Genomic DNA, 25,234 nt, shown 5'->3' with positions numbered 1-25,234 from the left:
TGTAAGGTGTAACATATTTATTTTTGGGTAGTTTTTGATGAAAACTTTTACTGCTAAACCAGAAAGCGTAACACGCGACTGGTTCGTTGTTGATGCCGCAGGTAAAACCCTGGGTCGTCTGTCAACTGAAATCGCTAGCCGTCTGCGCGGCAAGCACAAGCCAGAATACACGCCACACGTTGACACCGGCGACTACATCATCGTAGTTAACGCTGACAAAGTGACTGTAACTGGTAACAAAGCGAAAAACAAAATGTACTATTCTCACTCTGGTTTCCCAGGTGGCATCAAAGAAATTAACTTTGAAAAGCTGCTGGATAAAAAACCTGAGATGGTACTGGAGACCGCGATCAAAGGCATGCTGCCAAAAGGTCCACTGGGTCGCGCTATGTTCCGTAAGTTAAAAGTGTATGCAGGCGCCGAGCATCAGCACGCTGCCCAGCAACCACAAGTTTTAGACATCTAACGGGAGCATAGACATGGCACAGAATCAATATTACGGTACTGGTCGTCGTAAGACCTCTACTGCACGTGTATTCCTGAAAGCGGGTGCTGGTAACATCGTTATCAACCAACGCACTATCACTGAATACTTCGGTCGTGAAACTGCTCGTATGGTTGTTATGCAACCATTAGAGTTAGTTGAAATGGTTGGCAAGTTTGACATGTACATCACTGTGAAAGGTGGTGGTATTTCTGGTCAAGCTGGTGCTATCCGTCACGGTATCACCCGTGCACTGATGGAATTTGACGAGTCTCTGCGTCCTGCGCTGCGTAAAGCTGGTTTCGTAACCCGCGACGCTCGTAAAGTAGAACGTAAGAAAGTCGGTCTGCACAAAGCGCGTAAGCGCCCACAGTACTCAAAACGTTAATTCGTTTTCCCGAAAAACCCGGCTTCTGCCGGGTTTTTTTTCGTCTGAAACAATGTCCAGCACTCTGGCAATTCGACAAAGTCCGGTAATACTTGTTTGCGTCCGGCATAAAACAGCTATGGTGATAAAGGCGCGGAATCTACTCAGATGCGCTGCTGATTATCGTTATTAATTTGTAAAGCAAATTCAGTCTGTTGCCCACATTGTCCGGGATCAAAAAATTGCGAAAAAAAACTGCAGCTGGTCGCATAGAATCAGTGTAAATCCTTGTAACAGGCAGGGCTTTTCATTATGATCCGCCGTATTTTGCAACTTATAATAATCGCTGTAATTCAGCCGCTTAAACTGTTTAAGTTTTAAGCGTAAACGTGGAGATGAGTGGATGAGCAATGCGCCAGTTGATCATGGTCGCCGTCGCTTCCTGACCATCGCGACCTCTGTTGTAGGTGGTGTTGGTGCTGTTGGAGCAGCCGTTCCCTTTATTGCGTCCTGGAATCCGAGTGAGAAAGCAAAACAAGCCGGTGCGCCTGTTACTGCGAATATCGGCAAACTCGAGCCAGGTCAGTTAATTCGGGTGGAATGGCGCGGTAAACCGGTGTGGGTCGTGAACCGTACACCGGATATGTTAAAGAGTCTGGCGGCCGTTGAAGGTCAGCTGCGGGATCCGAATTCTGATGAAGAACAGCAGCCGGCTTACGCGAAGAACCAGCATCGCTCGAAAAAACCAGAAGTGTTTGTCGCGGTCGGTATTTGTACCCACCTGGGCTGCTCGCCAACTTATAAGATGGCTGATTTTGATGCCCATGTTGAAGGGATCGCATCTGGTTTCTTCTGCCCATGTCACGGCTCCACGTATGACATGGCTGGTCGGGTATTTTCCGGCGTTCCTGCGCCAAAAAACCTGATGATCCCACCATATATGTTCACTGATGACACAACACTGGTTATCGGTGTTGACGAGGGGACTGCCTGATGTTTAAAAATTTCATGAGTTGGATTGAGTACCGCATGCCATTTATGGAGAAGATGAATCTCCATGTCATGCAGTACCCAGCACCAAAAAACTTCAATTTCTGGTACTTCTTCGGTTCGTTAGCGATGTTGGTACTGGTTAACCAAATTGTCACCGGCATCTGGTTAACGATGAACTTCGAACCTTCTGCTGAACGCGCTTTTGCTTCTGTTGAATACATCATGCGTGATGTCGACTACGGCTGGCTGCTGCGATATATGCACTCAACCGGTGCATCCGCCTTTTTTGTTGTCGTTTATCTGCACATGTTCCGCGGCATGATGTACGGTTCGTACCAGAAACCACGTGAGCTGCTGTGGATCTTCGGCATGCTGATCTTTGTCGTATTGATGGCTGAAGCTTTCATGGGCTACTTACTGCCATGGGGTCAGATGTCGTTCTGGGGTGCTCAGGTTATTATTTCTATCTTCGGTGTTATTCCGGGGATTGGTGATGATTTAACCCTGTGGATCCGCGGTGACTACGTCATTTCTGGCGCAACACTGAACCGTTTCTTCGCGTTACACGTGATTGCGCTGCCACTGGTGCTGGTCATTCTGGTGTTCTTACACATCATTGCACTGCACGAAGTGGGCTCAAACAACCCGGATGGTATCGATGTAAAAGTACCAAACGAAGGGCAGAAATTTGAGAACAACGTTTCAGAAAAATTCACCTTCCATGAATATTTCACCAAAGGTGGCAAGAAAATCATCGTTGATGCGATTCCATTCCACCCGTACTACACGGTGAAAGATATCGTTGGTGTAGTCGGTTTCCTGATTATTTTCTGTGCAGTGATTTTCTTTGCACCGGAAGGCGGTGGTTACCTGCTGGAAGCGCCGAACTTTGAACCGGCCAACCCGATGAAAACACCAGATCATATTGCTCCAGTGTGGTATTTCACGCCGTTTTACGCCATTTTGCGGGCGATTCCAGACCAGCTGTGGGGCGCGATCCTGATGTTCGCAGCCATCATTCTGCTGGCACTGTTGCCGTGGTTAGACCGCTGCAAAGTGCGTTCAGTACGCTACCGCTCAACACTGCACAAACTGAATCTGGTTAATTTTGTGATTAGCTTTGTCGTGTTAGGGGTCCTGGGTGTGTTACCAGCAACGCCAACATATACATTGTTTGCGCAAATTGCATCCGTTGCTTACTTCGGTTTCTTCGGTCTGCTGTGGTGGTACAGCAAAAACGAAAAAACCAAACCATTGCCTGTGAGGTTGTCATAATGCTGAAAAAGTTATTCTCAGTACTGGCACTGGTGACGTCTGCTTCAGTGTTGGCTGCAGGTGGTGTTGCTGTCCACCTGGACAAAGCACCCATTAACCTGCATGACAAAGAATCATTGCAGCGCGGCGCTAAGATGTTCCAGAACTACTGTCTGGGTTGCCACCAGATGGAATACCAGCGTTATTCACGTACGTTCCGTGATTTAGGTATTCCGGATGACGTCGGGATGAAAGAACTGGCGTTTACGGCAAATAAAGTCGGTGATTTCATTAAGAACTCAACGCCAAAAGCCGATTTGGCCAAATGGTTTGGCGCGCCGCCACCGGATCTGACTAACGTCGCCCGGGTGCGTGGTCCGGATTGGATTTACACCTACCTGCGTTCGTTTTATGCAGACCCAACGCGTCCGTTTGGCGTGAACAACGAAGTGTTCCCGCTGGTTGGTATGCCGCATGTGCTGCAGGAATTGCAGGGTATTCCGCATAAAAAACACGAAACGCAAATGGTCGATGGCGAGTCGAAAGAAGTTTATGTCGGTATTGTCGCCGATGGTTCAGGTGAACTTAGCCCGGAAGAATATGACCGTGCTGTAGCTGATCTGGTGAACTATCTGGAGTACACTGGCGAGCCTTCAAAACTTGAATCCCATAGCCTGGGTATTAAAGTGATGATCTTCCTGTTTATTTTCTTTGTGTTGGCATTCCTGCTGAAGAAAGAATACTGGAAAGACGTTCATTAAGCGCCACGCGCTGTCAGTATAAGGGGCCGCAAGGCCCCTTTGCCTTTTTCGGAGGAAGCCATGGCGAGCAACGCCAGCAGACGTAATACAATGACTTTGTTCAGTGCCGCAGCCGATATGGATAGCCATCACGTGCGGATGGTGCTGGCCGAAAAAGGCATCAGCGCAGATATTCTGGTCGTACATCCCGGTAACCTGCCGGAAGATGTGTATGAAGTGAATCCATATGGTAGTTTGCCCACCCTGATTGACCGGGATTTGGCGTTGTATCAGGCCGATATCATCATGGAATATCTGGACGAGCGTTTTCCGCATCCGCCATTGTTACCGGTCTATCCGGTCGCGCGTGGCCAGACCCGGCTGATGATGTATCGCATCAAACGCGACTGGTATGGTCTTGCTAATAAAATTCTGGCTGATGCGCCCGGTGCGGCGGAGGCCCGGCACGATTTACGTGAAAGTCTGTTGTCGACCGCGCCGATTTTTGCTGACTCACCGTTTTTTATGAGTGACGAATTCAGCTTACAGGACGTATACCTGTCAGCGCTGTTATGGCGCCTGCCGCTGCTTGGCATTGAGTTGTCCGGTCCTGGCAGTAAACCAATTAAAAATTATATGCTGCGGATGTTCGAGCGCGATGCCTTCCAACAGTCCTTGACTGAAGCAGAGCGCCGCATTCATCCCGGTATGTATTAAGAGAATTCATCATGCAAATGACTCCAAACCGGCCTTATCTGTTACGTGCTTTTTACGAATGGATTGTCGACAACAACTGCACGCCTTATCTGGTCGTTGATGCCACTATGCCTGGCGTGAAAGTGCCATTGCAGCATGTCAAAGATGGTCAAATCGTGCTGAATATCAGCCCGGGAGCCATTGGCAATTTATTGCTGGGTAATGATGCAGTGACTTTTAATGCCCGGTTTAGCGGTAATCCCTTTGCGCTGTATATTCCGCAGCGTTCAGTGCTGGCGATCTATGCCCGTGAAAACGGCGCCGGCACTATGTTCACGCCGGAAGAAGAATGGCAGGAAGATGAGCTGGATGACGCGGACACTGACGTTGAAGAAGCCGCAGCCAGTGACAGCCCGGAACCTGGTCCGGATGATGACAAACCGAAAAAAGGTAGTCATTTGCGGGTAGTGAAATAGACATTGCCTGAGTAAAACCAAAAAGCCGCTGTATGCGGCTTTTTCATTTTCTGGCCCGACAAATCAATGCACCACGACTTTTCGCACGACCACAGGTTTTTTCACGACTACCTGCTTGACCACCACTGTCTTCGGCACCGGCTTTACCACTACCACATTTCGGTGATGTGCCGGATGCACCACGCAACCTGACAGCATCAGCAGCGCTATCAAAGTCATCAATCCAATTCTGCTTGATGAGTTCACAACCTTGTTCATATCAACACCTTTTTGGCTTGGTCTCAGATACTGCTGAGTCTAGCCATTGCTGCGTCAATGCGACGAAAAGGCAGGTAAAGGTTGGGTAAAGCAACGAATGATTTAGGCAAATAAATAAGCAAAGTCGGGCTTTATAAGAAAATAATCAGAATTTTATGAAGTTACAAGGCAACGGTTTCCGTAGTTTAGACAAGCATTGTTTAAAATAATGCTTATCTAAATTTTTGATTAATAAGGAAAATGAAATGGTTAAGTTCAAGCTTTTATCGCCTAAAAGTGTTTTTGGATTAACTTCTGCGGCGTTAGTTTTTAGCGTTGGTGTGTTTGCAATTGAATTAACTCCGGCAGACGTGGAGGATTCAATGACAACCCCAAATGGCTGTGTAAGGGTCAATGGCGACCGAATTTTGTGCTGTACCGATAATGGTAAGGAATGTGAAATAACAAGAAATTGATGGGGTGGGCAGCGTAGTGACAAAAGTAATTCCACTACTGACTATTTAGGCTTATTTGCTGTTTCGGCAAATTTCGGAGTGCCAGAATCTTAGGTAATTTACCAGTTTAAAAAAACGTACATGTCGTTTATTTATTAGGTCTTTATCATGATTCGGTAAGGTTTTGATTGTCTCTGTTAATTAATTTCATACCGCACTTTCAAAATAAGTGTAAATCTATTGCTTTGTTTAAAAAGGAAATTTATATGTTTAAGGTAAATAGTCTTTCACCAAAAGTAGTTGTTGCTTCTGCATTAGTATCGATGGCTCTGAGTGCGAGCGTATATGCAACTGAATTATTGCCTGTTTCTGATTCAGAGGGGCCGATTACAATTCAGTGTATTGAAAATGCGGGGCAAAAACTGTGTTGTTCCGGTGGCCCAGGCGGCATGACATGTGAGTGGGAAAAGACTAATTAATGTTATGAGTGTCGGGCCTATTTGGCCCGACTTTACTAGACTTTTTCGACTTGAAATACTGATTCATATTTTTGAGCCTTAATTCTAGATGAATGTTTATGAAGAATTTTGGGTAGTGGGTGATTGAAATGGAAATTCCAGCAGACCGCGGGAAAGCGACCAGTAATCGTATCGTATTGTTAGCAGGAGTAGTAATCTTTGGATTAGTTTTTACGACTATCTTATTTCCTAAAATGACTGCTTCCCCTCCACTACTTTTCACTACAAAAGTTCAAGCAGGAATACTAGACGCTACTATCAGCGCTTTCGGCGTTTTAGTGCCACAAAAAGTGCAAAGCCTGATCGCGATGACCGAAGGCCGGGTGTTGCAGCTGGCGCAAAGACCCGGCGCTATGCTTGAGGCCGGCCAGCCGATTTTGCAGCTGGTCAATCCAAAATTACAGCGCCAGCTGGAAGAGCAGGAGCTGGCATTACAAGCGCAGCAGGCCGAATTTTTATTGCTGCAGCAGCAGCTGGAGCAAGAACAGTTGCAACTGCAGCATGATTTACGGCTGGCTCAGGCCGAGCAACAACTGTTGCAAACCCAGCTGGCCGCCAAACAAGAGCTGTTTCGCCAGCAAATTGTCTCAGCACTGGATTTTGCCCAAAGCGAAGCATTGCTGACGCAGGCCAAACAAAAAGTAATGCTGGCCGAAGAGAAACTCAAAGGCTTTGCCAGATCCAGCCAAAACCGGCTGGCTGCAGCCGAACTCAACCGGCAACGCGCAGAAAAACAACGGGATATCGCCAAACAGGATGTGCTGGCGTTGGCCGTCAGCAGCGATATCAGCGGCCAGCTGATTGCGCTCGATGAAAGCTTAAAACCGGGCAGTCAGGTGGTGGCGGGGCAAGCTTTGGGGCAAGTAGCTGAGCCCGGGCAATTGTTAGCGGAGCTGAAAATCGGTGCTGTCGATGCGGCTTTAGTGAAGCCCGGCCAGGCGGTGACGCTGAATATCAAAGGCAAACCCATGCTCGGTGAAGTGAGCTGGGTGTCGCCGAATGTGGTGGATAACTTTTTACGGGTCGATGTGGCTTTATTAAGTGAGCTACCGGATACCGCCCGCGCCAATATTGAAGTGAAGGCAGATATCAATGTCGGTGCCAACGAGCAGACGCTGCTCAGTGACCGCGCTTCTTATATTCAAAAGCCACAACAACGCCAGGCGCTGTTTGTCTGGGATGCGTCTTCGGCACAGTACCAGCGCCGCGAAGTACTGATCGGCAGCCTGACCAACAAACAAATGCAGCTGTTAGACGGTGTCAAAGCCGGTGAACAAATTCTATTGCAGGTGCCGGCGGCGCTGTTAAACAACGAAGTGATTGCACCGGAGGATCTCAATGGCTGAAGCCAATAACACACCAACCCATCAGGCGGAAACCCTCATCGACATCCGGCAGGCGTCTAAAGTTTTTACTCAGGGCAAGCTGCAACTGCCGGTGTTACAGGCACTGGATTTTCAGGTAACACGCGGCGAGTTTGTTGCGATTGAAGGCCGTTCCGGCAGTGGTAAATCGACGTTGTTATCCATTATCGGCTTGCTTGATAGCTTTTCAGCCGGTGAGTATTTGCTGCTTGGCCAGTCGGTGCCGGGTTTGTCGGCTTATCAGCATAGTGTGCTGCGTAACCGTCATATTGGCTGGATTTTTCAAAATTTTAACCTCATCAGCAGCATGACAGTGGCGGAGAATGTCAGTTTACCGCTGCGATATTTAGCCGGTGTCAAAGCAGCCGACTACCGCAGCCGCGCAGCGCAAGTGCTGGCCCAGGTGGAGCTGTCAGACAAGCTGGATGCTTATCCGGAGCAGTTATCCGGCGGTCAGCAACAACGGGTGGCGATAGCGCGGGCGCTGATTACTAACCCGAGTTTGTTATTGGCAGATGAACCGACCGGTAACCTCGATTCCCAAAGTGCCGAAATTGTGATGAATCTGCTAAGCAAACTGCACCAGGATGGCGCGACTGTGCTGATGGTGACGCATGACCCACAGCTGGCAGTACGCGCGCAGCGCCGTTTGTATCTGGCTGATGGTCAGTTTGTCGCTACAGCATCAGCGCCGCTTACAGCGACACCGCCAACTGCTGTTGCGCCAGTGCCTATGTCAATGACTACAGCAGCAACCGAGCAGAGGGCCAGCTAATGCATTTGCTGTTCACGCTGAAGTTTGGCTGGCGCTTGTGGCGGGGCCAACGGCTGCAATGGAGTTTACTGGCGCTTGGCTTAGGTTGTTTTAGTGCCTTATTGCTGCTGTTACTGCAATTAGGGCCACAGCTGCGCACACCATTGCCGGGGTGGGCGCAGCCGGCAGATTTAGTGGCGACTGTGCACCGCACCGACCCGCAAGGTCGTTATCGGCCCGTTAGCAATGCGGAGTTGTATCGGTTAAAGCGGCAACCTGAAGTGACGGCGCTGGCTATCGCGCAATTTGAGGGCAGCGAGCTGCGGATTGCCGAACAGAATATCGACCGCACTAAGCTGATGTATTACAGCGAAAATCTGCCTGCAGTGTTAGGCCTTAAAGCACCTTTTACCCGTCCGGATGCAGGGCAGGCGCAGCAGGTTTATCTAAGTCACTGGCTCTGGCAGTTATTGGGCAAACCAGAGGTGCAGGGCCTCGATGTATTGGTCCGTGAAAATGACAAACGCTATGTGATTGCTGCTGTGTTACCCCCAGCACTGGACCGCTTTAGCGAAAAACGGCCTGGCTTGTGGTTACCCTGGGAAGACCGGTTCCTGCCATATAGTCAGATGGATAAAGGTAATAACCTTGCTAAGGGGCCCGGGCCTAAAGCATTAGCATTTACTGAGAATATGCCTGACAGCGTAGGCTTTATTCAGTACAAAGCCGGTTCAGACTTAACAAAGCTTGCCCAAAATTATGACGCCATGTCAGTCGAATGGTTGGGTCTGCAAGCCTTTAAAATGCTGGAAGATAAACATCAGGCCGACATTATTCCTGGCATTGAGCTTTTTCCGGAGCAGCGTGCTGACTTATTGCAGCAATTCTGGTTACTGTGTTGCCTGACTTTGTTGTGCGGCGCCGTAGTGGCTATTAACCTGGTATTTTGCCTGATAGGTCAGCTGGTACAGCGCCAGCATGAAATGGGCATGCGTCAGGTGTTGGGCGCCCGCAGCCTACAGCTTAGCCGGCAGCTGGCGCTGGAGCAGTTACCGCTTTGGTGCGCAGCTGTCGCTATTGGTGGATTGTTGTATTGGCAGGGGGCAGGCCTGTTGGCCGGGCTCAAGGTGTATCAGCAGTATTTTGGCAGCGCTGGGGTGCCTTTTGATTGGGGTTATGCCGCCATTGCTGTGTTGGGGCTGACTGTATTTTTACTGCTGTGCAGCCAGCTGCCGCTACTGTGGCTGCTGCGCCGCGCCCGGATGTTTCGTAATCGACAAGGCCAGCGTAACTTATTGCAGCAACGGCTGGCGTGGGCGCAGCAGGTGCTGCAACTGAGTTTTGCCGGTCTGGCGTTGGTGCTGGCTTTGTCATTGCAGTTTCAATTGCTGCAACAGGAAAAAACCATCAGCCGCTGGTTACCATTCGAAGAGTTGCAGTTACGATTAAATCCGGGCATTCAGCCTGATGCGAAGCTGCAACGTGGTGAATTTGGGGTTTATACTCCAGAGCAAGTCGCATTGTCTGTGCCCTTTACTGAGCCTGAAGAACGAAAACTGACGACGACAGTCGCAGGGCATAGCCTTGAGGTGTTTGTCGGCAGTGTGATGGTCAGCAGTAATTATCTGCAATTTTTAGGTGCTGAGCTGTTAGCGGGTGATACAGCAACAGACGGCGATAGTATTGTAATCAACCAGACACTGGCTGATCGTTTACTGGAGCCTGGCCAGACTTATGCAGATTTACCCGGCACGACGTTGAGCTATATGGTACCTTTTTCTGTGCAGACACAAATCCGTGGGGTCATTCATAATTTGCCGCATCGCGGGGTTGCTGCTGCATCGATACCAATAATGTATAGCCAGCTAAAACCCAATGGTTTTATGCCGTATAGCAATCTGACTTTGACCACCGCCCCGGCGTTAGTCGATGAAGTGACCACAGCACTGGAAGACTGGGCCGACCGGCAGGGTCAGGATCTAGACATCAGCTACAGGGGCACTTTGGCCACCCAACTTGAGCAGATGAATGAACCCTATTGGATTTTTGCCCGCATCTCGTTGCTGTTAGCCGGGGTGATTAGCTTGTTGGCCGCGTTAAGTTTGTATTATCAGCTGAAAACCCAGCTGCTGTTAGAGCAAAGTTTACTGGCAACCAAACTGGCAGTCGGCGCTACAGTACCGGGTTTAATCAGCCGCTTATGTGGCCATCAGCTGGGGTTATTGCTATTCAGTGTCCCGGTCTGTGCTTTGTTGCTTTGGGGGCTTTCGCCCTGGCTCAGTGGCAAACTCGGGGCGCCGGTGTTTCAGCACAGCGCTGTGCTGCCGGCGCTGGTGATTATGCTGGCGCTGGTGCTGCTGGCGACCGCGCTGCCCGCGCTGCGCTTATTGCAAAAGCCCATCGCCTTATTGCTGCAGGGCCGGGCCACCTGAGGCGACTTGCCAGAAGGCGCGCATCAACGGTTCGTGCAGGCGTTTGGATTGCATGCAGATGCCCAAATCAAAAGGGGCAAACTGGTAATCGAGCGCCAGCACGCGCACCCGGTCGCGCACCGGGCTGTGCTGCACCACCGGATCGGGCGCAATTGCCACGCCGGTGCCAAGCGCCACCATACTGACCATCGCTTCGTGCCCTTCTACTTTGGCGACAATATTCGGTGTGATACCTTGATGCTTTAACCAGGCATCGAGGCGACTGCGCGCCGGGCCATGTTCCGGCACTATCAGTGGGATTTTATCCCAATCTGGTACCGCTTCATTGAGTAAATCATTGACCTTGCAAGGGATCACTGGCGCAATCAGCTGCAGCGGTAGTTTAGCGATGCTGGCAAACGCGATATTCAGCGGTAAATTCGGCGGGTACACCGCCAAAGCAATATCTGCTTCGTCGTTTTTGACTTTCTCCAGCGCCAGCGCCGCATCGCCGGTGGTCAGGCTGATTTCTGCTTTGGGGCACAGCAGGCGGAATTTATCCAGAATGGCCGGCAAATGGCTGTAACTCGCGGTCACCGTGCAAAACAGCCGGATCTCGCCCAGTAGTGCGTCCGAGGTCAATGACAAATCGACCTGCAACTGATGCCAGTCCGCCAGATATTGTTTCACAAATTGCACAAAGCGCACGCCGGCCGGCGTCAGCCGCACTGACCTTTTGTCGCGGCTAAATAGCTGCACGCCTAAATCTTCTTCCAGCCGCTGAATAATCCGCGTCAGCGTCGACGGCGACACATATAGCTGTTCGCTGGTTTTAGTGAAGTTCAGGCTGCTGGCCAGGTGCAGGTAAAGCTGAGCGCTGCGGATATCCATCAGATGCTTATTCTTAATTGCAAAAAGTGAAATACTGTTTTGAGAATATATCACTTCACGCAATGAAACCAGCGTCGTATGCTGGCTTTATCAAAACAGCGCACAGAGCGTTGTTCTGCCGAAACGTCCCGCAGTCGTTGCTTGAAGCCACATTGCCCGGACCGGCAAATACAGAATTTTTAGGATCGACACATGGCTAATTATTTCAACACACTGAACTTACGCCAGCAGTTAAAGCAGCTGGGCAAATGCCGTTTTATGCAAAAAGCAGAGTTTGCAGACGGTTGTAACTTTATCAAAGGTTGGAAAGTGGTCATCGTTGGCTGTGGTGCTCAGGGCTTAAACCAGGGCCTGAACATGCGCGATTCTGGTGTGAATATTTCTTATGCACTGCGGGCTGACGCCATTGCGCAAAAACGCAAATCTTTCCTGCAAGCCAGTGAAAATGGTTTCACCGTAGGCACTTACGAAGAATTAATCCCAACGGCTGATCTGGTACTGAACCTGACGCCGGACAAACAGCATACTTCAGTGGTTAAAGCGGTAATGCCGTTGATGAAACAAGGCGCGACGCTGGCTTACTCACACGGTTTTAATATCGTTGAAGAAGGCACGCAAATCCGCAAAGACATCACCGTCATCATGGTGGCGCCGAAGTGCCCGGGTACTGAAGTGCGCGAAGAATACAAACGTGGTTTTGGTGTGCCGACGCTGATTGCGGTGCATCCGGAAAACGACCCGAATGGTAACGGCCTGGCCATCGCCAAAGCTTACGCATCAGCTACCGGCGGCGACCGTGCCGGCGTGCTGGAATCCAGCTTCGTCGCTGAAGTGAAATCAGATTTGATGGGCGAACAGACCATCCTGTGCGGCATGTTGCAGACCGGTGCGATCCTGGCTTATGACAAGCTGGTTGCTGATGGTTACGAAGCCGGTTTTGCTGCCAAGTTAATCCAGTTCGGCTGGGAAACCATCACTGAAGCGCTGAAACATGGTGGCATCACCAACATGATGGACCGCCTGTCGAACCCGGCGAAAATCAAAGCGTACGACTTAGCTGAGCAATTAAAAGGCATTCTGCAGCCGCTGTTCGCTAAACATATGGACGACATCATCTCCGGTAAATTCTCCGAGACCATGATGGCGGACTGGGCGAACGATGACAAACAACTGTTTGGCTGGCGCGAAGAAACCCGTCAAAGCGGTTTTGAAAATGCACCGGTATCTAGTGAAAACATCGCAGAACAAGATTATTTCGACCGGGCGATTTTGTTAGTCGCCATGGTCAAAGCAGGGGTAGAGCTGGCGTTTGATACCATGGTGGAAGCCGGTATCGTCGAAGAATCTGCTTATTACGAGTCTCTGCACGAGACGCCACTGATTGCCAATACCATTGCGCGGAAACGTCTGTATGAGATGAACGTGGTGATCAGTGACACTGCTGAATATGGCAACTACCTGTTCAGCAACGCTGCAGTGCCGATGCTGCGCGACCTGGTGAACAACATCAGCCCTGAGCTGCTGGGTAAAGGTTTAGCTGCAGGCAGCAACGGTGTTGATAACGTGCGATTGATTGAAGTAAACGATGCCATCCGCAATCACCCGGTGGAAATCGTTGGCAAGACATTACGGGGTTACATGACCGCGATGAAGCGGATTGTAGTTAGCGCTTAAGTAGCGCTACCAACCCCACACTGAGTTTTTTACGTGGACCTTGGTTGTTTGCCCGGCTTTGCCGGGCTTTTTTTATGTACAGGAAGTACGGTACACCGAAAATGCAGGAGCAATTTTCGGTGATGAGCACCATCTATGGCGCTTACCCTACGGGCCAACGCTTTGCGTTATTAAAAATTGCTCCAGGCAATTTATTATGTGCACCATTTATGGTGCTACATGACATTTAGCGGGTAGGGTGTGTAGAGCAACGCGAAACACACCAGACATTGCACTGTGATACATCCACATCCAACTGATAAAACAGAAGGTTCTTAATGAAATCGATCGCGCTCATCGCCCATGACGGTAAAAAAGCTGAACTGTTGGATTGGGTCGCCACTCATGCCGGTTTTTTCCAACATAAAACCTTGTACGCAACCGGCACTACAGGGCGGCTGATCAGCGACAAATTGCAGCTGCCAGTGCATTGTTTTGCCAGCGGGCCACTCGGCGGCGACCAGCAAATCGGTGCTTTAATTGCCGAGCAGAAAATCGACTGGTTAGTATTTTTTTGGGATCCATTGAGTTCCCAGCCACACGACCCCGATGTAAAAGCGCTGATCCGCCTGGCGGTGGTATGGAATATCCCGGTGGCCTGTAACAAAGCCACCGCGGATTTTATTGTGCATTCCAGTCTATTCCAGACCGATTATCAGCGTTCTGTCCCGGATTTCAGTGCCCACCAGCGCCGGTTTGATCCGGCGAAATAATGGTGTTCGGGTGAGTCTTGAGCCGGGTTGCCAAAGCGGCAGCTCAGTTCAAATGATGCGGTGAATAGCTGGTATGAGTGATTTGCAGATGTTCGGTTCAGGCTGTCTGATGCTGCGACGGGTATCAAAGGTGCAATTCGCTTTGCTCATTGCACCCTACGATCGGGCAGCTAGCTGGTAGGGTGGGTAGAGCGAAGCGAAACCCACCGGGTGTCGCACACCGGTTGTCGCACAACGGGTGTCGCCAAAGTCTGCAACTGACACAAAGCCCCACTAAACCAGCCGCTATTGTGAAGGCTGCAAAGCCGGATTCACCACCTACCAGCGCTGCATTTCATGCAGCCTTGACACCGTGCGTTCAAAAGCAAAACTGAGCTGACTGGCCTGATACCATTGCTCAGGTGGCGTGGTCGCCGTACAGAGTAACAACACCCCGCGCTCGTAACATTCGTCGACCAGCGCGATCAGCCGGCGGGCTTCATTGTCGAGTTTGCTGACAAACACATTGCTGTGTTCGCGCTGATAGCTCTCTTCCACACCATGCAAAATGGCGGTGTCGCTTTCGGGCAGAAACTGCGGAACATCGACAAGCGCGATGGCCCGATACTGTTTGCTCTGATCCTGACTGCTCTGATCGGGCTGACATAGTGCCATGTAGTCGAGTTGACTGCGCGGTCCGCTGCAAAGCGCCATAAAATCAAAGGCAATCACCTGATCATTGCGCCACAACGCCTGGATCGGCCTCCCATGCAGCTGGATCTGCGGGCAGGGTTCGACAGCGCCATACAGCTGTTCTGCTTGTTGTCGCAGCCAATCGCTCGTTTTATTGATGCCGAGATAGCGCCAGTCGGTTGGTTGCTGGCGGCGGTAGTCAATGCCGGTATCAAGGTTACAGATGTGGCAATGCTGTTGTAGTAAGGCGATAAAGGGCAGGAAGCGGGCGCGCTGCAAGCCGTTGGCGTATAAATCTTCCGGTGCGCAGTTTGATGTGGCAACCAGTACCACACCTTCAGCAAACAGCTGGCGCCATAAAGTGGCGAGTAACATCGCATCACCAATGTCGCTGACAAAAAACTCGTCAAAACATAACAGCTGATATTGCCCGGCCCAGCTGCGCGCGACCTGCACGAGCGGATCGGCCTCACCTTGCCTTTCGCGTAATTCCTGATGCACTGCCGCCATAAAATGATGAAAATGCAGCCGTAATTTACGCGGTGTTGCAGTGCCATCGAAAAACCAGTCCATCAGCATAGTTTTGCCACGGCCAACCGGGCCGTACAAATAAATCCCTGTGCTCGCTTCGCCATTTGCTACCTGCTGTTGCAGGAGATCCAGCTGACTGACCAGCTGTTGCTGCGCCGGATCAGCGCTCAACTGGCCGGTCTGAACGGCGGACTGGTAACGACGTTTTACCGAGTCTGGCCGACTGCTTTCAGTGCGCACTGTCACTTATTCAGTTGGCCCTTTACCAAGATATCGCTCCAACCACTGACCAAATTCGTGGTACCAGTAAATCGAGTTTTGCGGTTTTAAGATCCAGTGGTTTTCGTCCGGGAAATACACCAACCGTGCATCGACGCCTTTGCCTTTCAGCACGCCATAAAGCGCCAGACCTTGTGTCACCGGCACGCGGTAATCCTGTTCGCCATGAGTGATTAGCATTGGCGTGTTAAAGTTTTCCGCGAACATCGCCGGGCTGGCTTTGAGTACATTCTCTTTGTCTTTCCACGGTGAGCCGGCATAGGCATGAGTGCGCAACAGCGTGCTGTCCGAGGCAAACTGCGCCATCAGGTCGTAGACACCGGCGTGATTAACCAGCGCTTTGTACTTGGTGCTGTGACCAGCGATCCAGCTGACCAGATAGCCGCCATAACTACCACCGGCCGCAGCGACCCGGCTTTCGTCGATATAACCGCGTGAGGTCATGTAATCGATGGCGGCTTCGCTGTCAAAAAACGGTTTAGTGGCATGATCGCCGTGGATCGAAGCCGTAAAAGCTTCACCAAAACCGGTGGAACCATGGAAATTTGGCATAATCACCACATAACCCATCGCCGCAAACACCTGTGGATGCCAGCGGGTGCCAAATGCGTCATTAAAAGCGCTGTGGGGGCCGCCGTGTAACAGGCTCAGCAGTGGCCAGCGTTTGCTGGTGTCAAAATTCGGCGGAAAAATCACAAACATCTGGATAGGTTTGCCATCCGAGCCCGGATAGTTCATCTCTTCGACTTTGCCCCACTGGGTGTTCTGCTGCAGTGCGGCGTTGATTTGGCTGATTTGCTTTAACGTACGGCTTTTGTTATCGAGTAAAAAGATCTCCGGCAACTGGCTGATGCCGTGTTGCACCAGTGCAAATCTTTGCGGGCCAGCCATTTGTACCTGTTCGTTGCTGGCCTGACGCAACACCTGTTTTACCGGGCCACCGGCGGCCGGCACTGAGAATAATGACACCCGGGCTTTGTCTTCAGCGAGGAAATACAGCATCTGGCTGTCTTTGCTGAAGAACCATTGCTGTGGTGATAAATCGATATTACCGGCCAGTACTGTGGCGGTTTTTTTTGCGAGATCAAACCGCGTCAGTTTGACGTTGTCATTGCCAAAATCGGTGCGTTTCTGCGCTCCGTACAGCAGGCTGCGGCCATCCGGGCTGAACACCGGTTTACTGTCGTCCGCCGGGTTGGCTTCGGTCAGATTCACCGCTTTGCCACTGCCGTCGGTCGGCACTAAGTACACATCAAAATTCAGGCTGTTATACGGCGGTTTGCTGCTGACTGCACTGAGTGCCAGCTGCTTACCGTCTGGGGACAAATCGAATTCCGGCCCGCCATCCAGACTGGTCCATTGTGTCCAGCCTGGCGTCAGTGCCTGAATATCACCACTTTGAATGTCGTAAGCGAAAAACTGGGTGACTTTGTCGTCAGTCAGGAAATGATCCCAGTAGCGATATATGCGGTTTTCACTGACTTTGGCCGAGTGCAGCGGCTTTTTTTCGTCCTTTAACAACTTAAAATCACCGGCAAAACCAGCCGGCACTTCGGCGCTAAACAGAATTTTTTTGCCGTCCGGGAAAAAGCGTGGATGACTAACACCAACCGGTAAATCGGTCAGCTGGCGTGCTTCGCCGCCGCCCAAAGTCAGCATTTGCAGCTGGTTTTTTTCACCATCACGTTTGGAGACAAACACCAGCTGGCGGCCGTCCGGGCTCCAGGTAGGCTGATTGTCGGCTGCCGGATGAAAAGTCAGTTGGGTCTGGCGGCCAGAACCCAGCTCCAGTACGTGCAGGTCAGTATTACTATTATTTTTCGCCAGATCATAGCGGTTCAGGCTGAATACGGCCCGCAGCCCATCGGGCGACACCTGCATCCCAGCCGGTTTTTGTACCTGATATAAATCGGTGGCCGTCAGCGGTGCCGGCGTACTGGCATACACCTGACTGCTCATCCCGAGAAAAACAACTGCGCATAAACTGATCTGAGAATGTCGGAACATAGATATAGAACCCGGACTGAAGAACAGTCGCTAGCATAGGTGAAGCTACACAGGCTTAGCAACAGCATGACCGCCGCAGAGAGTGCGGCTGAGGCTGACTGCAAGGAAAAACCGATAGATGTGCTCAGTTTCGCAATTTTTCCCGATATACTGCGTTGTCTTCAACACACAGGATGATGGATTTTTATGAAATTCAGATTATTAAGCCTTGTTTTAGTGATGTCCGGCCTGACCGCGGTACAGGCGGCCGAAGTGAATGTGTATTCCGCGCGTCAGCAAGAACTGATTAAACCTTTGCTCGATAAGTTCAGCCAGCAAAGTGGTATTAAAGTAAATCTGATCACCGGTAAACCGGATGAGTTGTTAAGCCGGATGCAAAGTGAAGGGCGCAATAGCCCGGCTGATTTGTTAATCAGTACTGATGTGGGCCGTTTGTATCGGGCGCAGCAACTGGGGCTGCTGCAACCGTTGAAATCAAATACGTTGGAGCAGGCCATTCCTGCTGGTTTACGTGATCCGGCCGGTCATTGGTTCGGCTTAACCACCAGAGCGCGGCCTATTATTTATGTCACCGGGAAAGTCGACCCGAAAGATCTCAGTACCTATGAAGATTTAGCCGCACCGAAATGGCGCGGCAAAATCTGTATCCGCTCATCAGACAACATTTATAACCAATCAATGCTGGCCGGCATGATTGCCGTGTTGGGTGAAGAAAAAACCCAGGCTTGGGCTAATGGTCTGGTGAAGAATTTTGCCCAGCCACCCAAAGGCGGCGACCGTGACCAGATCAAAGCGGCGGCGGCCGGCGTTTGCGACATCGCTATCGCGAACACCTATTACCTTGCGGCGATGTTTGATGATCCAAAAGATGCAGCGGCAGCAAAAGCTGTCTCGGTGTTTTGGCCAAATCAAGCTGACCGTGGCGTGCACATTAATATCTCAGGTGCCGCTGTTGCGAAACATGCACCCAATGCCAAGCAAGCTGCCCAGTTACTGGAATATATGAGTGGTGCAGAGGCGCAAGCCTGGTATGCCCAAACGAACCATGAATATCCGGTGGTGACAGGTGTTGCCCGCAGCAGCGTATTGCAGGGTTTTGGTGAGTTCAAAGCCGACAATGTTCCGCTGGTCAAATTAGGTGAGCTGAACCAACAAGCGATCCAGGTGATGGATAAAGCAGGTTGGAAATAGCATGGCGTTGTTGCTGAGCGACTGATGAAAGCTGCGCTGTTAAACCTGCGGGGATCGCTGTTGCCGGGGATCTTACTGGTCCCCTTATTGGTTGTATTTGCCAGTTGGGGACAGTTTGAGCCGCAGCTGTGGTCCCATCTGGCGGCCACGGTATTGCCCGACTATCTGTGGAACTCGGTGTTGCTTGCTGGCGGTTCGGGCTTGCTGGCATTGCTGCTTGGCGGAGGGCTGGCGTGGTTGTTACATGCTTACCAGTTCCCCGGCCGCGCACTGTTTAATGTGCTGTTGATACTGCCAATGGCATTTCCTGCTTACATCATCGCCTACAGCTATACCGCATTGCTGGATTTTAGCGGACCCGTGCAAAGCGGGATCCGGCACCTGACCGGACTGGGATTTGGCGATTATTGGTTTCCCTCTGTCCGCTCGGTTGGCGGCGCGATCTGTATGTTCACGCTGGTGCTGTATCCCTATGTTTATCTTTTGACCCGGGCGTCTCTGGCCGGCCATAGCCCCCGCTGGCAGGAAGCTGCGCAAACTCTTGGCGTCAGCCGCCGGCGTTATGTCTGGTCAGTGTTATTGCCATTAACCCGACCGGCTTTGTTCGGTGGTATGGCGCTGGTGATGATGGAAGTCTTCGCTGACTATGGCACTGTGCAGTATTTTGGTATCCCGACCCTGACGACCGGTATTTTCCGCACCTGGTTTGGTATGAATGACCGTGCCGGCGCGGCGCAGTTAGCGTCTTTATTGTGTATTTTAGCCTTGTGCCTGATGCTGCTGGAGTTATACAGCCGGCGTCAGCTCAGGTTTTACCATACGGGTCAGGCTGGTCGGCCGGTCGCAGCAAAACGTCTTCGCGGTGTGCGGGCAGCTTTGGCGACCGGTGCTGTTGTCACTGTGCTGTGGTTTGCGTTTTTCTGGCCTGCCCTGGCCTTATTAGTCTGGAGTCTGGAAACGCCGCAAACCTGGCTGTCGCTGGACTATCTGCAGCTCCTCGGCAATAGCATCAGTCTGGCTGCGGCCAGCACCGTTTTATTACTGGTTGTCGCGATGGTGTTGGTGTATGGATTGCGACAGCGTTTGCCGGTCTGGCAACAACTCCTGATCCGGCTCAGTAGTCTCGGCTACGCGGTACCCGGGACTGTAATTGCGATTGGCGTGATGTGGCCCCTGAGCGCCATCGATAATGCGGTCGACCAGTGGATGGAACAGCAATTCGGCATCCGCACCGGACTGTTGCTGTCCGGTACCGTTGTCGCCTTGCTGCTGGCTTATCTGGTCCGTTTCCTGGCGGTGGCGATGCAGTCGCTGGAGTCCGGGCTGAGTCAAATCAAACCCAGCATGGATCAGGCGGCGGCGAGCCTGGGCTGCTCGCGTGCTCAAGTGATGTTCCGTCTGCATTTGCCTGTACTGAAAACGTCTTTATGGACCGCGGCATTGCTGGTTTTTGTCGATGTGCTGAAAGAACTGCCGGCGACTTTACTGTTGCGTCCCTTTAACTTCGATACTCTCGCCGTACGGACTTTTGAACTGGCTTCGGACGAGCAGCTGGCATCGGCTGCAGTGCCGGCTCTGACGATCGTGCTGGCGGGCTTACTACCGGTGATATTGCTCAACAGAGCTGCGCTGAAACGCTGACCGAACCCCGGCAGGAGAACAGACTGATGTTAAAAATCAAACAGCTGGATTTGCATTATGGTTCCACACCGGTCGTGCAGAATTTCAGTGTGGAACTGGCGAAAGGGCAGATTGGTTGTTTGCTGGGCCCGTCCGGCTCTGGCAAAAGTTCCATCCTGCGTGCTATTGCCGGCTTTGAGTTGCCAAGTGCCGGTGAAATATTTCTGGGAACAACCTGTGTCGGATCCGCGGCGGTGCAATTGCGTCCGGAAGCGCGCAAAGTCGGCATGGTGTTTCAGGATTATGCGCTGTTTCCGCATTTAACCGTGGCCGGCAATGTCGGTTTTGGCCTGTTTCGCAGCAATGCGTCGATCCGCCGGCAACGGGTCGCCCAGATGCTTGAATTAGTCGGTCTCGCCGAGTTGTCTGAACGGTCGATCCATCAGTTATCCGGTGGACAACAACAACGGGTAGCGCTGGCGCGTGCGCTGGCGCCGGCACCCGAACTGTTGTTATTAGATGAGCCGTTTTCAGGGTTAGATGCCGATTTAAGGGAAGCGTTGGCCAAAGATATCCGGCAGATTTTACAGCATGAAGGTATTACTGCTTTGCTGGTGACCCATGACCAGCATGAAGCTTTTGCGATGGCTGATCAGCTCGGCGTGATCCAGCAAGGGCGATTGCAACAGTGGGGCAGTGCATATGAATTGTATCATCAACCGGTAAACCGTTTTGTCGCGGATTTTGTCGGCGAAGGGCATCTGCTGTCGGTACAGCGGAGCCACAGCGGTGAGTACTTCACTGCTTTAGGCCCTTTACCTGTCACAGTCCCAGACGATGCCCGCTGGCTCATGGTTCGCCCGGAAGATATCGAACATGATGATGTCAGCCCGCTGAAGGCGCAGGTGATCAATACCGCCTTTCGCGGCAGTTGCTACCACTACGAACTCAGGCTTGAGCATGGTGAGCTATTGAGCTGTCAGCTGCAAAGCCACCATTGTCACGCGGTTGGTGAATGGATTGGGATCAGAGCTGAGCTGGCTCATTGGGTGTTCTTTTCCGCCGATGGTTGCAGAAAATGAAGCTTCAGATAAGCGTGGTACACCGGTATCGCTTTATTCAGATGTAACTGGTGCCAGAGCGCCGCGGTCAGCTGTGGGTGGCGCGCTGAAAATTGCTTACTGAAAACCAGATAGCCGGTATTGCTGTGTAGCGGGGGCTGTAACACTTGTAAGCCAAGGTCGCTAATGACGGATGAAACTACAGCTTGGCCGGCAATTTTACACAGTGTTGTGACCGCATGGATCCGACCCGCTTGCAGTAAGTCGAGATCCATGGTGCCGGATAAAGTGTAATGCATGCTGACTTGTTGGGGGCCCGGCACTATCAGCGGCGCATAGCCGAGCGGTCTTGCGACCACCAAACTATCAATACCGCGCACCCGTTCACCATCCCAAGTCCATGTACTGTCTGCTTTTTTCACCAGACAAGTGTGGTGCTCACTAAAGGCGCGACTAGGATCCGGTTTGCCATCCAGCATCGGGTAGTTACCAATTTGTTCCCGTTCCGGCCTGTAGCTGGCCACTAAGGCATCAGTTTCCCCTGTCTGCAGTTTTGACAGACAGCGTTTCCAAGGACGTCGTTCCAGTTGCAGGGTCACCCCGGGGATTGCGGCTGTGAGCTGATGTAAATGCTCGATGGTGGCGCCGGGAAAGTCTTTCGGGACCTGTGCGCCAGACCCCCGATAATACGGCTCCAGCGGTTTGTCTTCGTAACAAAAACGCAGGGCAACAGGTTTATCCAGCGCAATTGCGGATTGAGCCGCCTGCAGGTTGCCTGCAATCAGCATGGTTAACACAAAGGTCAGCACAGAAGAGTTTCGCAGCACAGCACGCCATCCAAGACCACCGGAATTGCAGTATCGCACAAATTTCACGCAGAAGAAAAAACCGGGCAAAGCGGCATAACTTTGCCACGGTAGGCCCCAACAGCGTGCCAGGAATAGGCCACGCCGGGGCAGGCAGGACAAGGAAGAACAGGGTTGATCACAGCGGTTGTTGTAAAAACGCTTTCAGTTCAGGCGCGATTGCCTGAATATTGAATAAACCGTCTAAATGGCCCATCTGGCCGGGAATAAGCGATAGCTGGTTTGCTGTGCTGCGGGTGCCATCCGCGCTGAGCGCTTGCTGGCTCTGCTGCGCCATCTGCGGTGTCAGCAATAAATCACCGGCGGCCGGCAGCCACAGCACCGGTGCTTTGATGTTTTTGATGGCTTGTTGCCAGTTATCGCCCATACCGGCGCGCCATAATTGCGAGGCGCGCACCAGATACAGCAGGTGATTGGCGTCCTGTAGGGACGCACGCTGCGTGGCGACGGCGAGCAACTGATCCAGTGCGCTAAAACTGGCGCGGATATCCAGATGGGCGGCTTTATCTGCGCGCAAATCCGGGTATTTCTGGTTAAAACCGGCTGGATTCAGCGCGTCTAACGTGATCCAGGCCAGTGCCATCGCAAGCCCGGCAGTCGGTTGCTGTGGCTTGTCGTAATAATCGCCTTGTTGCCAATGCGGGTCCATTTTAATCGGATAGGCCCAGCGTTCTAACTTAATCGCACTGTAGGCATCGATATAAGCGGTGCCAATCACTGGCACCAGCCGCTGCACCCGCGCTGGATAACGCTGCGCCCATTCAATTGCCTGAAAAGACCCCATTGAGGCACCGACCACCGCATGCAGTTTGTGAATGCCAAGGCTGTCCAATAACGCTTTTTGCACTTCGACAAAATCGGTGATGGTGACCACCGGAAAGCTCAGGCCGTAGCGTTTGCCAGTTGCCGGATTGATGCTGGCAGGGCCTGTGGTGATCACCTGCGGATCTTTGACATTAGCATTGGCCAACGTATCGACGCTGATGACATAAAACTGATTGGTATCAATGGCTTTGCCTGGGCCAATAATGGCATCCCAATAACCAGGCGCGGCGTCTGTTGCTTGATAACGCCCGGCCGCATGCGAAGTGCCGGAGAAATAATGTGTGATCAGAATGACATTCGATTTATCGGCATTGAGCTGGCCGTAGGCTTCCCAGCCGACCTGAACTTGCTTTAACGTCGTGCCGCTTTGTGTGGTAAACGTCGCCAGTTCAAAGCGCTGTTTTTTTACCAGCGGCAGTTCTGCGGCCTGACCGACAATACTGCACAGCAGCAAGCTCAGTACTAAGCTCAGTAAAAGAGCGCCCGATTTTATTAGATTTCGCATGCGAAACTATCCTGTTTAAAACCACTGAAATAATAAAATCGCTAAGCCAGTGCCGAGCGCCGGTACGACTACTGTGACCGCCGCCACCGGCCAATAGGCCTGTTGATGGGTTTCGCCGCAAATCGCCCGGATGGTGGTGACCACATAACCGTTATGCGGCAAAGAATCCAAAGCGCCGGAAGAAATGGCGACAACACGATGCAGTTCTTCAGCGTCGACGCCACGGTCCAGATACACCGGCGCCAGTTCCGGCAGCGCGATGGCCTGACCGCCGGAAGCAGAGCCGGTGAGGCCGGCAATGGCACTGACCGCCACCGCAGCGCCGAGTAGTTCAGGCCCAGGCAGATGCGTCATCGTCTGGACAATATCAGTAAAAGCCGGTGTCAGTTTCGCCACAGCGCCAAAACCAACCACTGCCGCCGTGTTGCCAATCGCCAGCAAAGAGCCCATCACGCCTTCATTCAATGCTTTATCGAGGTTTTGAATAAAACGCCGGTTTAATAAATACAGCGTCAGCACACCGCCACTCAGCGCTACAATCAGCGCCGCCTGCTGCAGGCTGTGATGCAGCCAGTTCGATAATCCCAGCACTACCAGCAGAGGGATTAGTCCCATTAACGGGTGCGGCAGGGCGCGGTCGGTCAGCTGTGGGTCGCTGTCACGGCCAATAAACACTTCACCTTGCGCGACTGCGCTGCGGATCATTTTGCTTAACCAGGCGTAACCAAAAGCCGCCATAAATATCGCCACGACAATACTGACTTCCCAGCCAGCATAAGGCGAGGTGTGCAGATATTGGATCGGGATCCAGTTTTGAATTTCCGGCGAGCCGGCTGAGGTCATGGTAAAGGTCACTGAGCCTAAGCCCAGCGCAGCCGGAATAAAACGGCGCGGTAAGTTGGCATCTTTAAACAAACTGACGGCCATCGGGTAAGCAGAAAACGCGACGACAAACACCGACACGCCGCCGTAGGTCAGTACAGCGCAGGCCAGTACCACTGCGGCTACTGCATGTGCCCGGCCCAGTTTTTTCACAATCCACAAGGCGACGGCATCGGCGGCACCGCTATGTTCCATCAGTTTGCCGAACAGGGAACCTAACAAAAACATCAGGAACCAGGCTGCGACAAAACCGGAAAACCCATTCATGTAGGCGTGGATAAAATCGGCGTTGCCAGTGGTTTGCCAAAATGGGATGCCGTTGGTGACTGCGACGAATAAAGCGCATAAAGGCGCCAGAATAAACAGGTTCAGCCCCCGCATCGTCAGCCAGATCAGCAGGCACAGCCCAAGCAGCAAGCCGGTTAAACTCAGCATAAAAAAGGTCCTTGATTCGGTTTTTTCTGAGTCTGAGCCATCAGGGCAGGTATCTCTATAGTACTAAGGTACAGATTAACATTTCATCAGTTCAGCCTAAAGTAACGCTATCAGTCTGAGCGTGCCGTCACTGATTTACCCGTGCCCCGATTTTTATGACAGCGGCAACCAAGCGGGTTAGTATCAGAGCAGACCGCTCGGGGGACCTATAACAAGTAACTGAAATACATCAGAAAGATAAGTGATAGCCGAGATCAGCAGGAGATGCCCGATGGCCCAGAATAATTATAAATT

At 51.8% G+C, this 25,234-nt stretch carries 24 protein-coding genes; 17 read left to right on the top strand and 7 right to left on the bottom strand.

Annotated elements, in window-relative coordinates; translation table 11 throughout:
• The first annotated feature begins 37 nt into the window (after positions 1-37).
• The 7 genes from rplM to ACFFJP_RS13350 all read left to right on the top strand — a co-directional run bounded on the left by rplM (position 38) and on the right by ACFFJP_RS13350 (position 5,010).
• A complete protein-coding gene (rplM, locus tag ACFFJP_RS13380) occupies positions 38-466 on the top strand; it encodes a 50S ribosomal protein L13 (protein WP_208932832.1) in 429 nt (142 codons plus the stop codon).
• 13 nt (positions 467-479) lie between these two features.
• Complete coding sequence (rpsI, locus tag ACFFJP_RS13375; protein ID WP_208932831.1) at positions 480-872, top strand: 30S ribosomal protein S9; 393 nt, start codon at positions 480-482, stop codon at positions 870-872.
• A gap of 382 nt (positions 873-1,254) precedes the next feature.
• Entirely contained in the window at positions 1,255-1,845 is a 591-nt protein-coding gene (petA, locus tag ACFFJP_RS13370) for a ubiquinol-cytochrome c reductase iron-sulfur subunit (RefSeq protein ID WP_208932830.1), read from the top strand.
• Positions 1,845-3,119: a cytochrome b gene (locus ACFFJP_RS13365; protein WP_377244830.1), complete on the top strand. Its 1,275-nt coding sequence runs from the start codon at positions 1,845-1,847 to the stop codon at positions 3,117-3,119. The genes petA and ACFFJP_RS13365 overlap by 1 nt, the downstream gene beginning before the upstream one ends.
• The gene (locus ACFFJP_RS13360) at positions 3,119-3,859 is read left to right on the top strand and encodes a cytochrome c1 (RefSeq protein WP_377244827.1); all 741 of its coding nucleotides are present in this window, start codon (positions 3,119-3,121) and stop codon (positions 3,857-3,859) included. Before ACFFJP_RS13365 ends, ACFFJP_RS13360 begins: the two co-directional genes overlap by 1 nt.
• 60 nt (positions 3,860-3,919) lie before the next feature.
• Positions 3,920-4,555, top strand: coding sequence for a stringent starvation protein SspA (gene sspA / locus ACFFJP_RS13355; protein WP_377244824.1), 636 nt, complete (start codon positions 3,920-3,922; stop codon positions 4,553-4,555).
• A gap of 11 nt (positions 4,556-4,566) precedes the next feature.
• Positions 4,567-5,010, top strand: a complete 444-nt coding sequence (locus tag ACFFJP_RS13350) for a ClpXP protease specificity-enhancing factor (protein WP_377244821.1) — start codon at positions 4,567-4,569, stop codon at positions 5,008-5,010.
• Between the two features lie 63 nt (positions 5,011-5,073).
• On the opposite strand, the gene ACFFJP_RS13345 is transcribed toward ACFFJP_RS13350, so the two are convergent.
• A complete protein-coding gene (locus tag ACFFJP_RS13345; RefSeq protein WP_377244818.1) occupies positions 5,074-5,268 on the bottom strand; it encodes a hypothetical protein in 195 nt (64 codons plus the stop codon).
• 245 nt (positions 5,269-5,513) lie between these two features.
• Here ACFFJP_RS13345 and ACFFJP_RS13340 point away from each other — a divergent pair, with 245 nt between their 5' ends.
• The 5 genes from ACFFJP_RS13340 to ACFFJP_RS13320 all read left to right on the top strand — a co-directional run bounded on the left by ACFFJP_RS13340 (position 5,514) and on the right by ACFFJP_RS13320 (position 10,770).
• Entirely contained in the window at positions 5,514-5,723 is a 210-nt protein-coding gene (locus ACFFJP_RS13340; protein WP_377244815.1) for a hypothetical protein, read from the top strand.
• 245 nt (positions 5,724-5,968) lie between these two features.
• Positions 5,969-6,181, top strand: a complete 213-nt coding sequence (locus ACFFJP_RS13335; protein WP_377244812.1) for a hypothetical protein — start codon at positions 5,969-5,971, stop codon at positions 6,179-6,181.
• Positions 6,182-6,498: 317 nt separating this feature from the next.
• On the top strand, positions 6,499-7,566 hold the full coding sequence (locus ACFFJP_RS13330) for an efflux RND transporter periplasmic adaptor subunit (RefSeq protein ID WP_377244809.1): 1,068 nt from the start codon (positions 6,499-6,501) through the stop codon (positions 7,564-7,566).
• On the top strand, positions 7,559-8,359 hold the full coding sequence (locus ACFFJP_RS13325; protein ID WP_377244806.1) for an ABC transporter ATP-binding protein: 801 nt from the start codon (positions 7,559-7,561) through the stop codon (positions 8,357-8,359). The genes ACFFJP_RS13330 and ACFFJP_RS13325 overlap by 8 nt, the downstream gene beginning before the upstream one ends.
• The gene (locus ACFFJP_RS13320) at positions 8,359-10,770 is read left to right on the top strand and encodes an FtsX-like permease family protein (RefSeq protein ID WP_377244803.1); all 2,412 of its coding nucleotides are present in this window, start codon (positions 8,359-8,361) and stop codon (positions 10,768-10,770) included. The genes ACFFJP_RS13325 and ACFFJP_RS13320 overlap by 1 nt, the downstream gene beginning before the upstream one ends.
• On the opposite strand, the gene ilvY is transcribed toward ACFFJP_RS13320, so the two are convergent.
• Entirely contained in the window at positions 10,744-11,640 is an 897-nt protein-coding gene (ilvY, locus tag ACFFJP_RS13315) for an HTH-type transcriptional activator IlvY (protein ID WP_377244800.1), read from the bottom strand. The genes ACFFJP_RS13320 and ilvY overlap by 27 nt on opposite strands.
• Positions 11,641-11,832: 192 nt before the next feature.
• On the opposite strand from ilvY, the gene ilvC reads away from it, so the two are divergent.
• Both ilvC and ACFFJP_RS13305 read left to right on the top strand, forming a co-directional pair.
• Entirely contained in the window at positions 11,833-13,314 is a 1,482-nt protein-coding gene (gene ilvC, locus ACFFJP_RS13310) for a ketol-acid reductoisomerase (RefSeq protein ID WP_208932820.1), read from the top strand.
• A 317-nt stretch (positions 13,315-13,631) separates the two neighbouring features.
• Entirely contained in the window at positions 13,632-14,066 is a 435-nt protein-coding gene (locus ACFFJP_RS13305; protein WP_208932819.1) for a methylglyoxal synthase, read from the top strand.
• A 318-nt stretch (positions 14,067-14,384) separates the two neighbouring features.
• Here the strand turns inward: ACFFJP_RS13305 and zapE are convergent, their stop codons facing one another.
• Both zapE and ACFFJP_RS13295 read right to left on the bottom strand, forming a co-directional pair.
• Entirely contained in the window at positions 14,385-15,515 is a 1,131-nt protein-coding gene (zapE, locus tag ACFFJP_RS13300; RefSeq protein ID WP_377244795.1) for a cell division protein ZapE, read from the bottom strand.
• Positions 15,516-17,555: a S9 family peptidase gene (locus ACFFJP_RS13295; protein ID WP_377244792.1), complete on the bottom strand. Its 2,040-nt coding sequence runs from the start codon at positions 17,553-17,555 to the stop codon at positions 15,516-15,518.
• 186 nt (positions 17,556-17,741) lie between these two features.
• On the opposite strand from ACFFJP_RS13295, the gene ACFFJP_RS13290 reads away from it, so the two are divergent.
• The 3 genes from ACFFJP_RS13290 to ACFFJP_RS13280 are packed head-to-tail and all read left to right on the top strand — an operon-like array spanning position 17,742 to position 21,448.
• Positions 17,742-18,746 carry a Fe(3+) ABC transporter substrate-binding protein gene (locus ACFFJP_RS13290; RefSeq protein WP_377244789.1) on the top strand — a complete coding sequence of 335 codons (1,005 nt, stop codon included), beginning with the start codon at positions 17,742-17,744 and terminating at the stop codon, positions 18,744-18,746.
• Between the two features lie 24 nt (positions 18,747-18,770).
• Positions 18,771-20,387, top strand: a complete 1,617-nt coding sequence (locus tag ACFFJP_RS13285; protein WP_377244786.1) for an ABC transporter permease — start codon at positions 18,771-18,773, stop codon at positions 20,385-20,387.
• Between the two features lie 26 nt (positions 20,388-20,413).
• A complete protein-coding gene (locus ACFFJP_RS13280; RefSeq protein ID WP_377244783.1) occupies positions 20,414-21,448 on the top strand; it encodes an ABC transporter ATP-binding protein in 1,035 nt (344 codons plus the stop codon).
• Here ACFFJP_RS13280 and ACFFJP_RS13275 read toward each other — a convergent pair.
• The 3 genes from ACFFJP_RS13275 to ACFFJP_RS13265 all read right to left on the bottom strand — a co-directional run bounded on the left by ACFFJP_RS13275 (position 21,409) and on the right by ACFFJP_RS13265 (position 24,940).
• Positions 21,409-22,254 (bottom strand): transporter substrate-binding domain-containing protein, encoded by an 846-nt coding sequence (locus tag ACFFJP_RS13275; RefSeq protein ID WP_377244780.1) that lies wholly within the window; start codon positions 22,252-22,254, stop codon positions 21,409-21,411. The two genes, ACFFJP_RS13280 and ACFFJP_RS13275, sit on opposite strands and share 40 nt — an antisense overlap.
• A 157-nt stretch (positions 22,255-22,411) precedes the next feature.
• A complete protein-coding gene (locus ACFFJP_RS13270) occupies positions 22,412-23,623 on the bottom strand; it encodes an E22 family MetX-like putative esterase (RefSeq protein ID WP_377244777.1) in 1,212 nt (403 codons plus the stop codon).
• A 15-nt stretch (positions 23,624-23,638) separates the two neighbouring features.
• Positions 23,639-24,940, bottom strand: coding sequence for a GntP family permease (locus ACFFJP_RS13265; RefSeq protein ID WP_377244774.1), 1,302 nt, complete (start codon positions 24,938-24,940; stop codon positions 23,639-23,641).
• Positions 24,941-25,234 lie beyond the last annotated feature (294 nt).

The sequence above is a fragment of the Rheinheimera tilapiae genome (assembly GCF_042432165.1).
Taxonomy (GTDB): Bacteria; Pseudomonadota; Gammaproteobacteria; order Enterobacterales; family Alteromonadaceae; genus Pararheinheimera; species Pararheinheimera tilapiae.
This window is presented reverse-complemented; position numbering and strand designations above follow the sequence as displayed.

Coding starts and splice junctions, on each gene's coding strand:
- rplM (WP_208932832.1), top strand. CDS start 38: ATGAAAACTTTTACTGCTAAACCAGAAAGCGTAACACGCGACTGGTTC.
- rpsI (WP_208932831.1), top strand. CDS start 480: ATGGCACAGAATCAATATTACGGTACTGGTCGTCGTAAGACCTCTACT.
- petA (WP_208932830.1), top strand. CDS start 1,255: ATGAGCAATGCGCCAGTTGATCATGGTCGCCGTCGCTTCCTGACCATC.
- ACFFJP_RS13365 (WP_377244830.1), top strand. CDS start 1,845: ATGTTTAAAAATTTCATGAGTTGGATTGAGTACCGCATGCCATTTATG.
- ACFFJP_RS13360 (WP_377244827.1), top strand. CDS start 3,119: ATGCTGAAAAAGTTATTCTCAGTACTGGCACTGGTGACGTCTGCTTCA.
- sspA (WP_377244824.1), top strand. CDS start 3,920: ATGGCGAGCAACGCCAGCAGACGTAATACAATGACTTTGTTCAGTGCC.
- ACFFJP_RS13350 (WP_377244821.1), top strand. CDS start 4,567: ATGCAAATGACTCCAAACCGGCCTTATCTGTTACGTGCTTTTTACGAA.
- ACFFJP_RS13345 (WP_377244818.1), bottom strand. CDS start 5,268: ATGAACAAGGTTGTGAACTCATCAAGCAGAATTGGATTGATGACTTTG.
- ACFFJP_RS13340 (WP_377244815.1), top strand. CDS start 5,514: ATGGTTAAGTTCAAGCTTTTATCGCCTAAAAGTGTTTTTGGATTAACT.
- ACFFJP_RS13335 (WP_377244812.1), top strand. CDS start 5,969: ATGTTTAAGGTAAATAGTCTTTCACCAAAAGTAGTTGTTGCTTCTGCA.
- ACFFJP_RS13325 (WP_377244806.1), top strand. CDS start 7,559: ATGGCTGAAGCCAATAACACACCAACCCATCAGGCGGAAACCCTCATC.
- ACFFJP_RS13320 (WP_377244803.1), top strand. CDS start 8,359: ATGCATTTGCTGTTCACGCTGAAGTTTGGCTGGCGCTTGTGGCGGGGC.
- ilvY (WP_377244800.1), bottom strand. CDS start 11,640: ATGGATATCCGCAGCGCTCAGCTTTACCTGCACCTGGCCAGCAGCCTG.
- ilvC (WP_208932820.1), top strand. CDS start 11,833: ATGGCTAATTATTTCAACACACTGAACTTACGCCAGCAGTTAAAGCAG.
- ACFFJP_RS13305 (WP_208932819.1), top strand. CDS start 13,632: ATGAAATCGATCGCGCTCATCGCCCATGACGGTAAAAAAGCTGAACTG.
- ACFFJP_RS13295 (WP_377244792.1), bottom strand. CDS start 17,555: ATGTTCCGACATTCTCAGATCAGTTTATGCGCAGTTGTTTTTCTCGGG.
- ACFFJP_RS13290 (WP_377244789.1), top strand. CDS start 17,742: ATGAAATTCAGATTATTAAGCCTTGTTTTAGTGATGTCCGGCCTGACC.
- ACFFJP_RS13285 (WP_377244786.1), top strand. CDS start 18,771: ATGAAAGCTGCGCTGTTAAACCTGCGGGGATCGCTGTTGCCGGGGATC.
- ACFFJP_RS13280 (WP_377244783.1), top strand. CDS start 20,414: ATGTTAAAAATCAAACAGCTGGATTTGCATTATGGTTCCACACCGGTC.
- ACFFJP_RS13270 (WP_377244777.1), bottom strand. CDS start 23,623: ATGCGAAATCTAATAAAATCGGGCGCTCTTTTACTGAGCTTAGTACTG.
- ACFFJP_RS13265 (WP_377244774.1), bottom strand. CDS start 24,940: ATGCTGAGTTTAACCGGCTTGCTGCTTGGGCTGTGCCTGCTGATCTGG.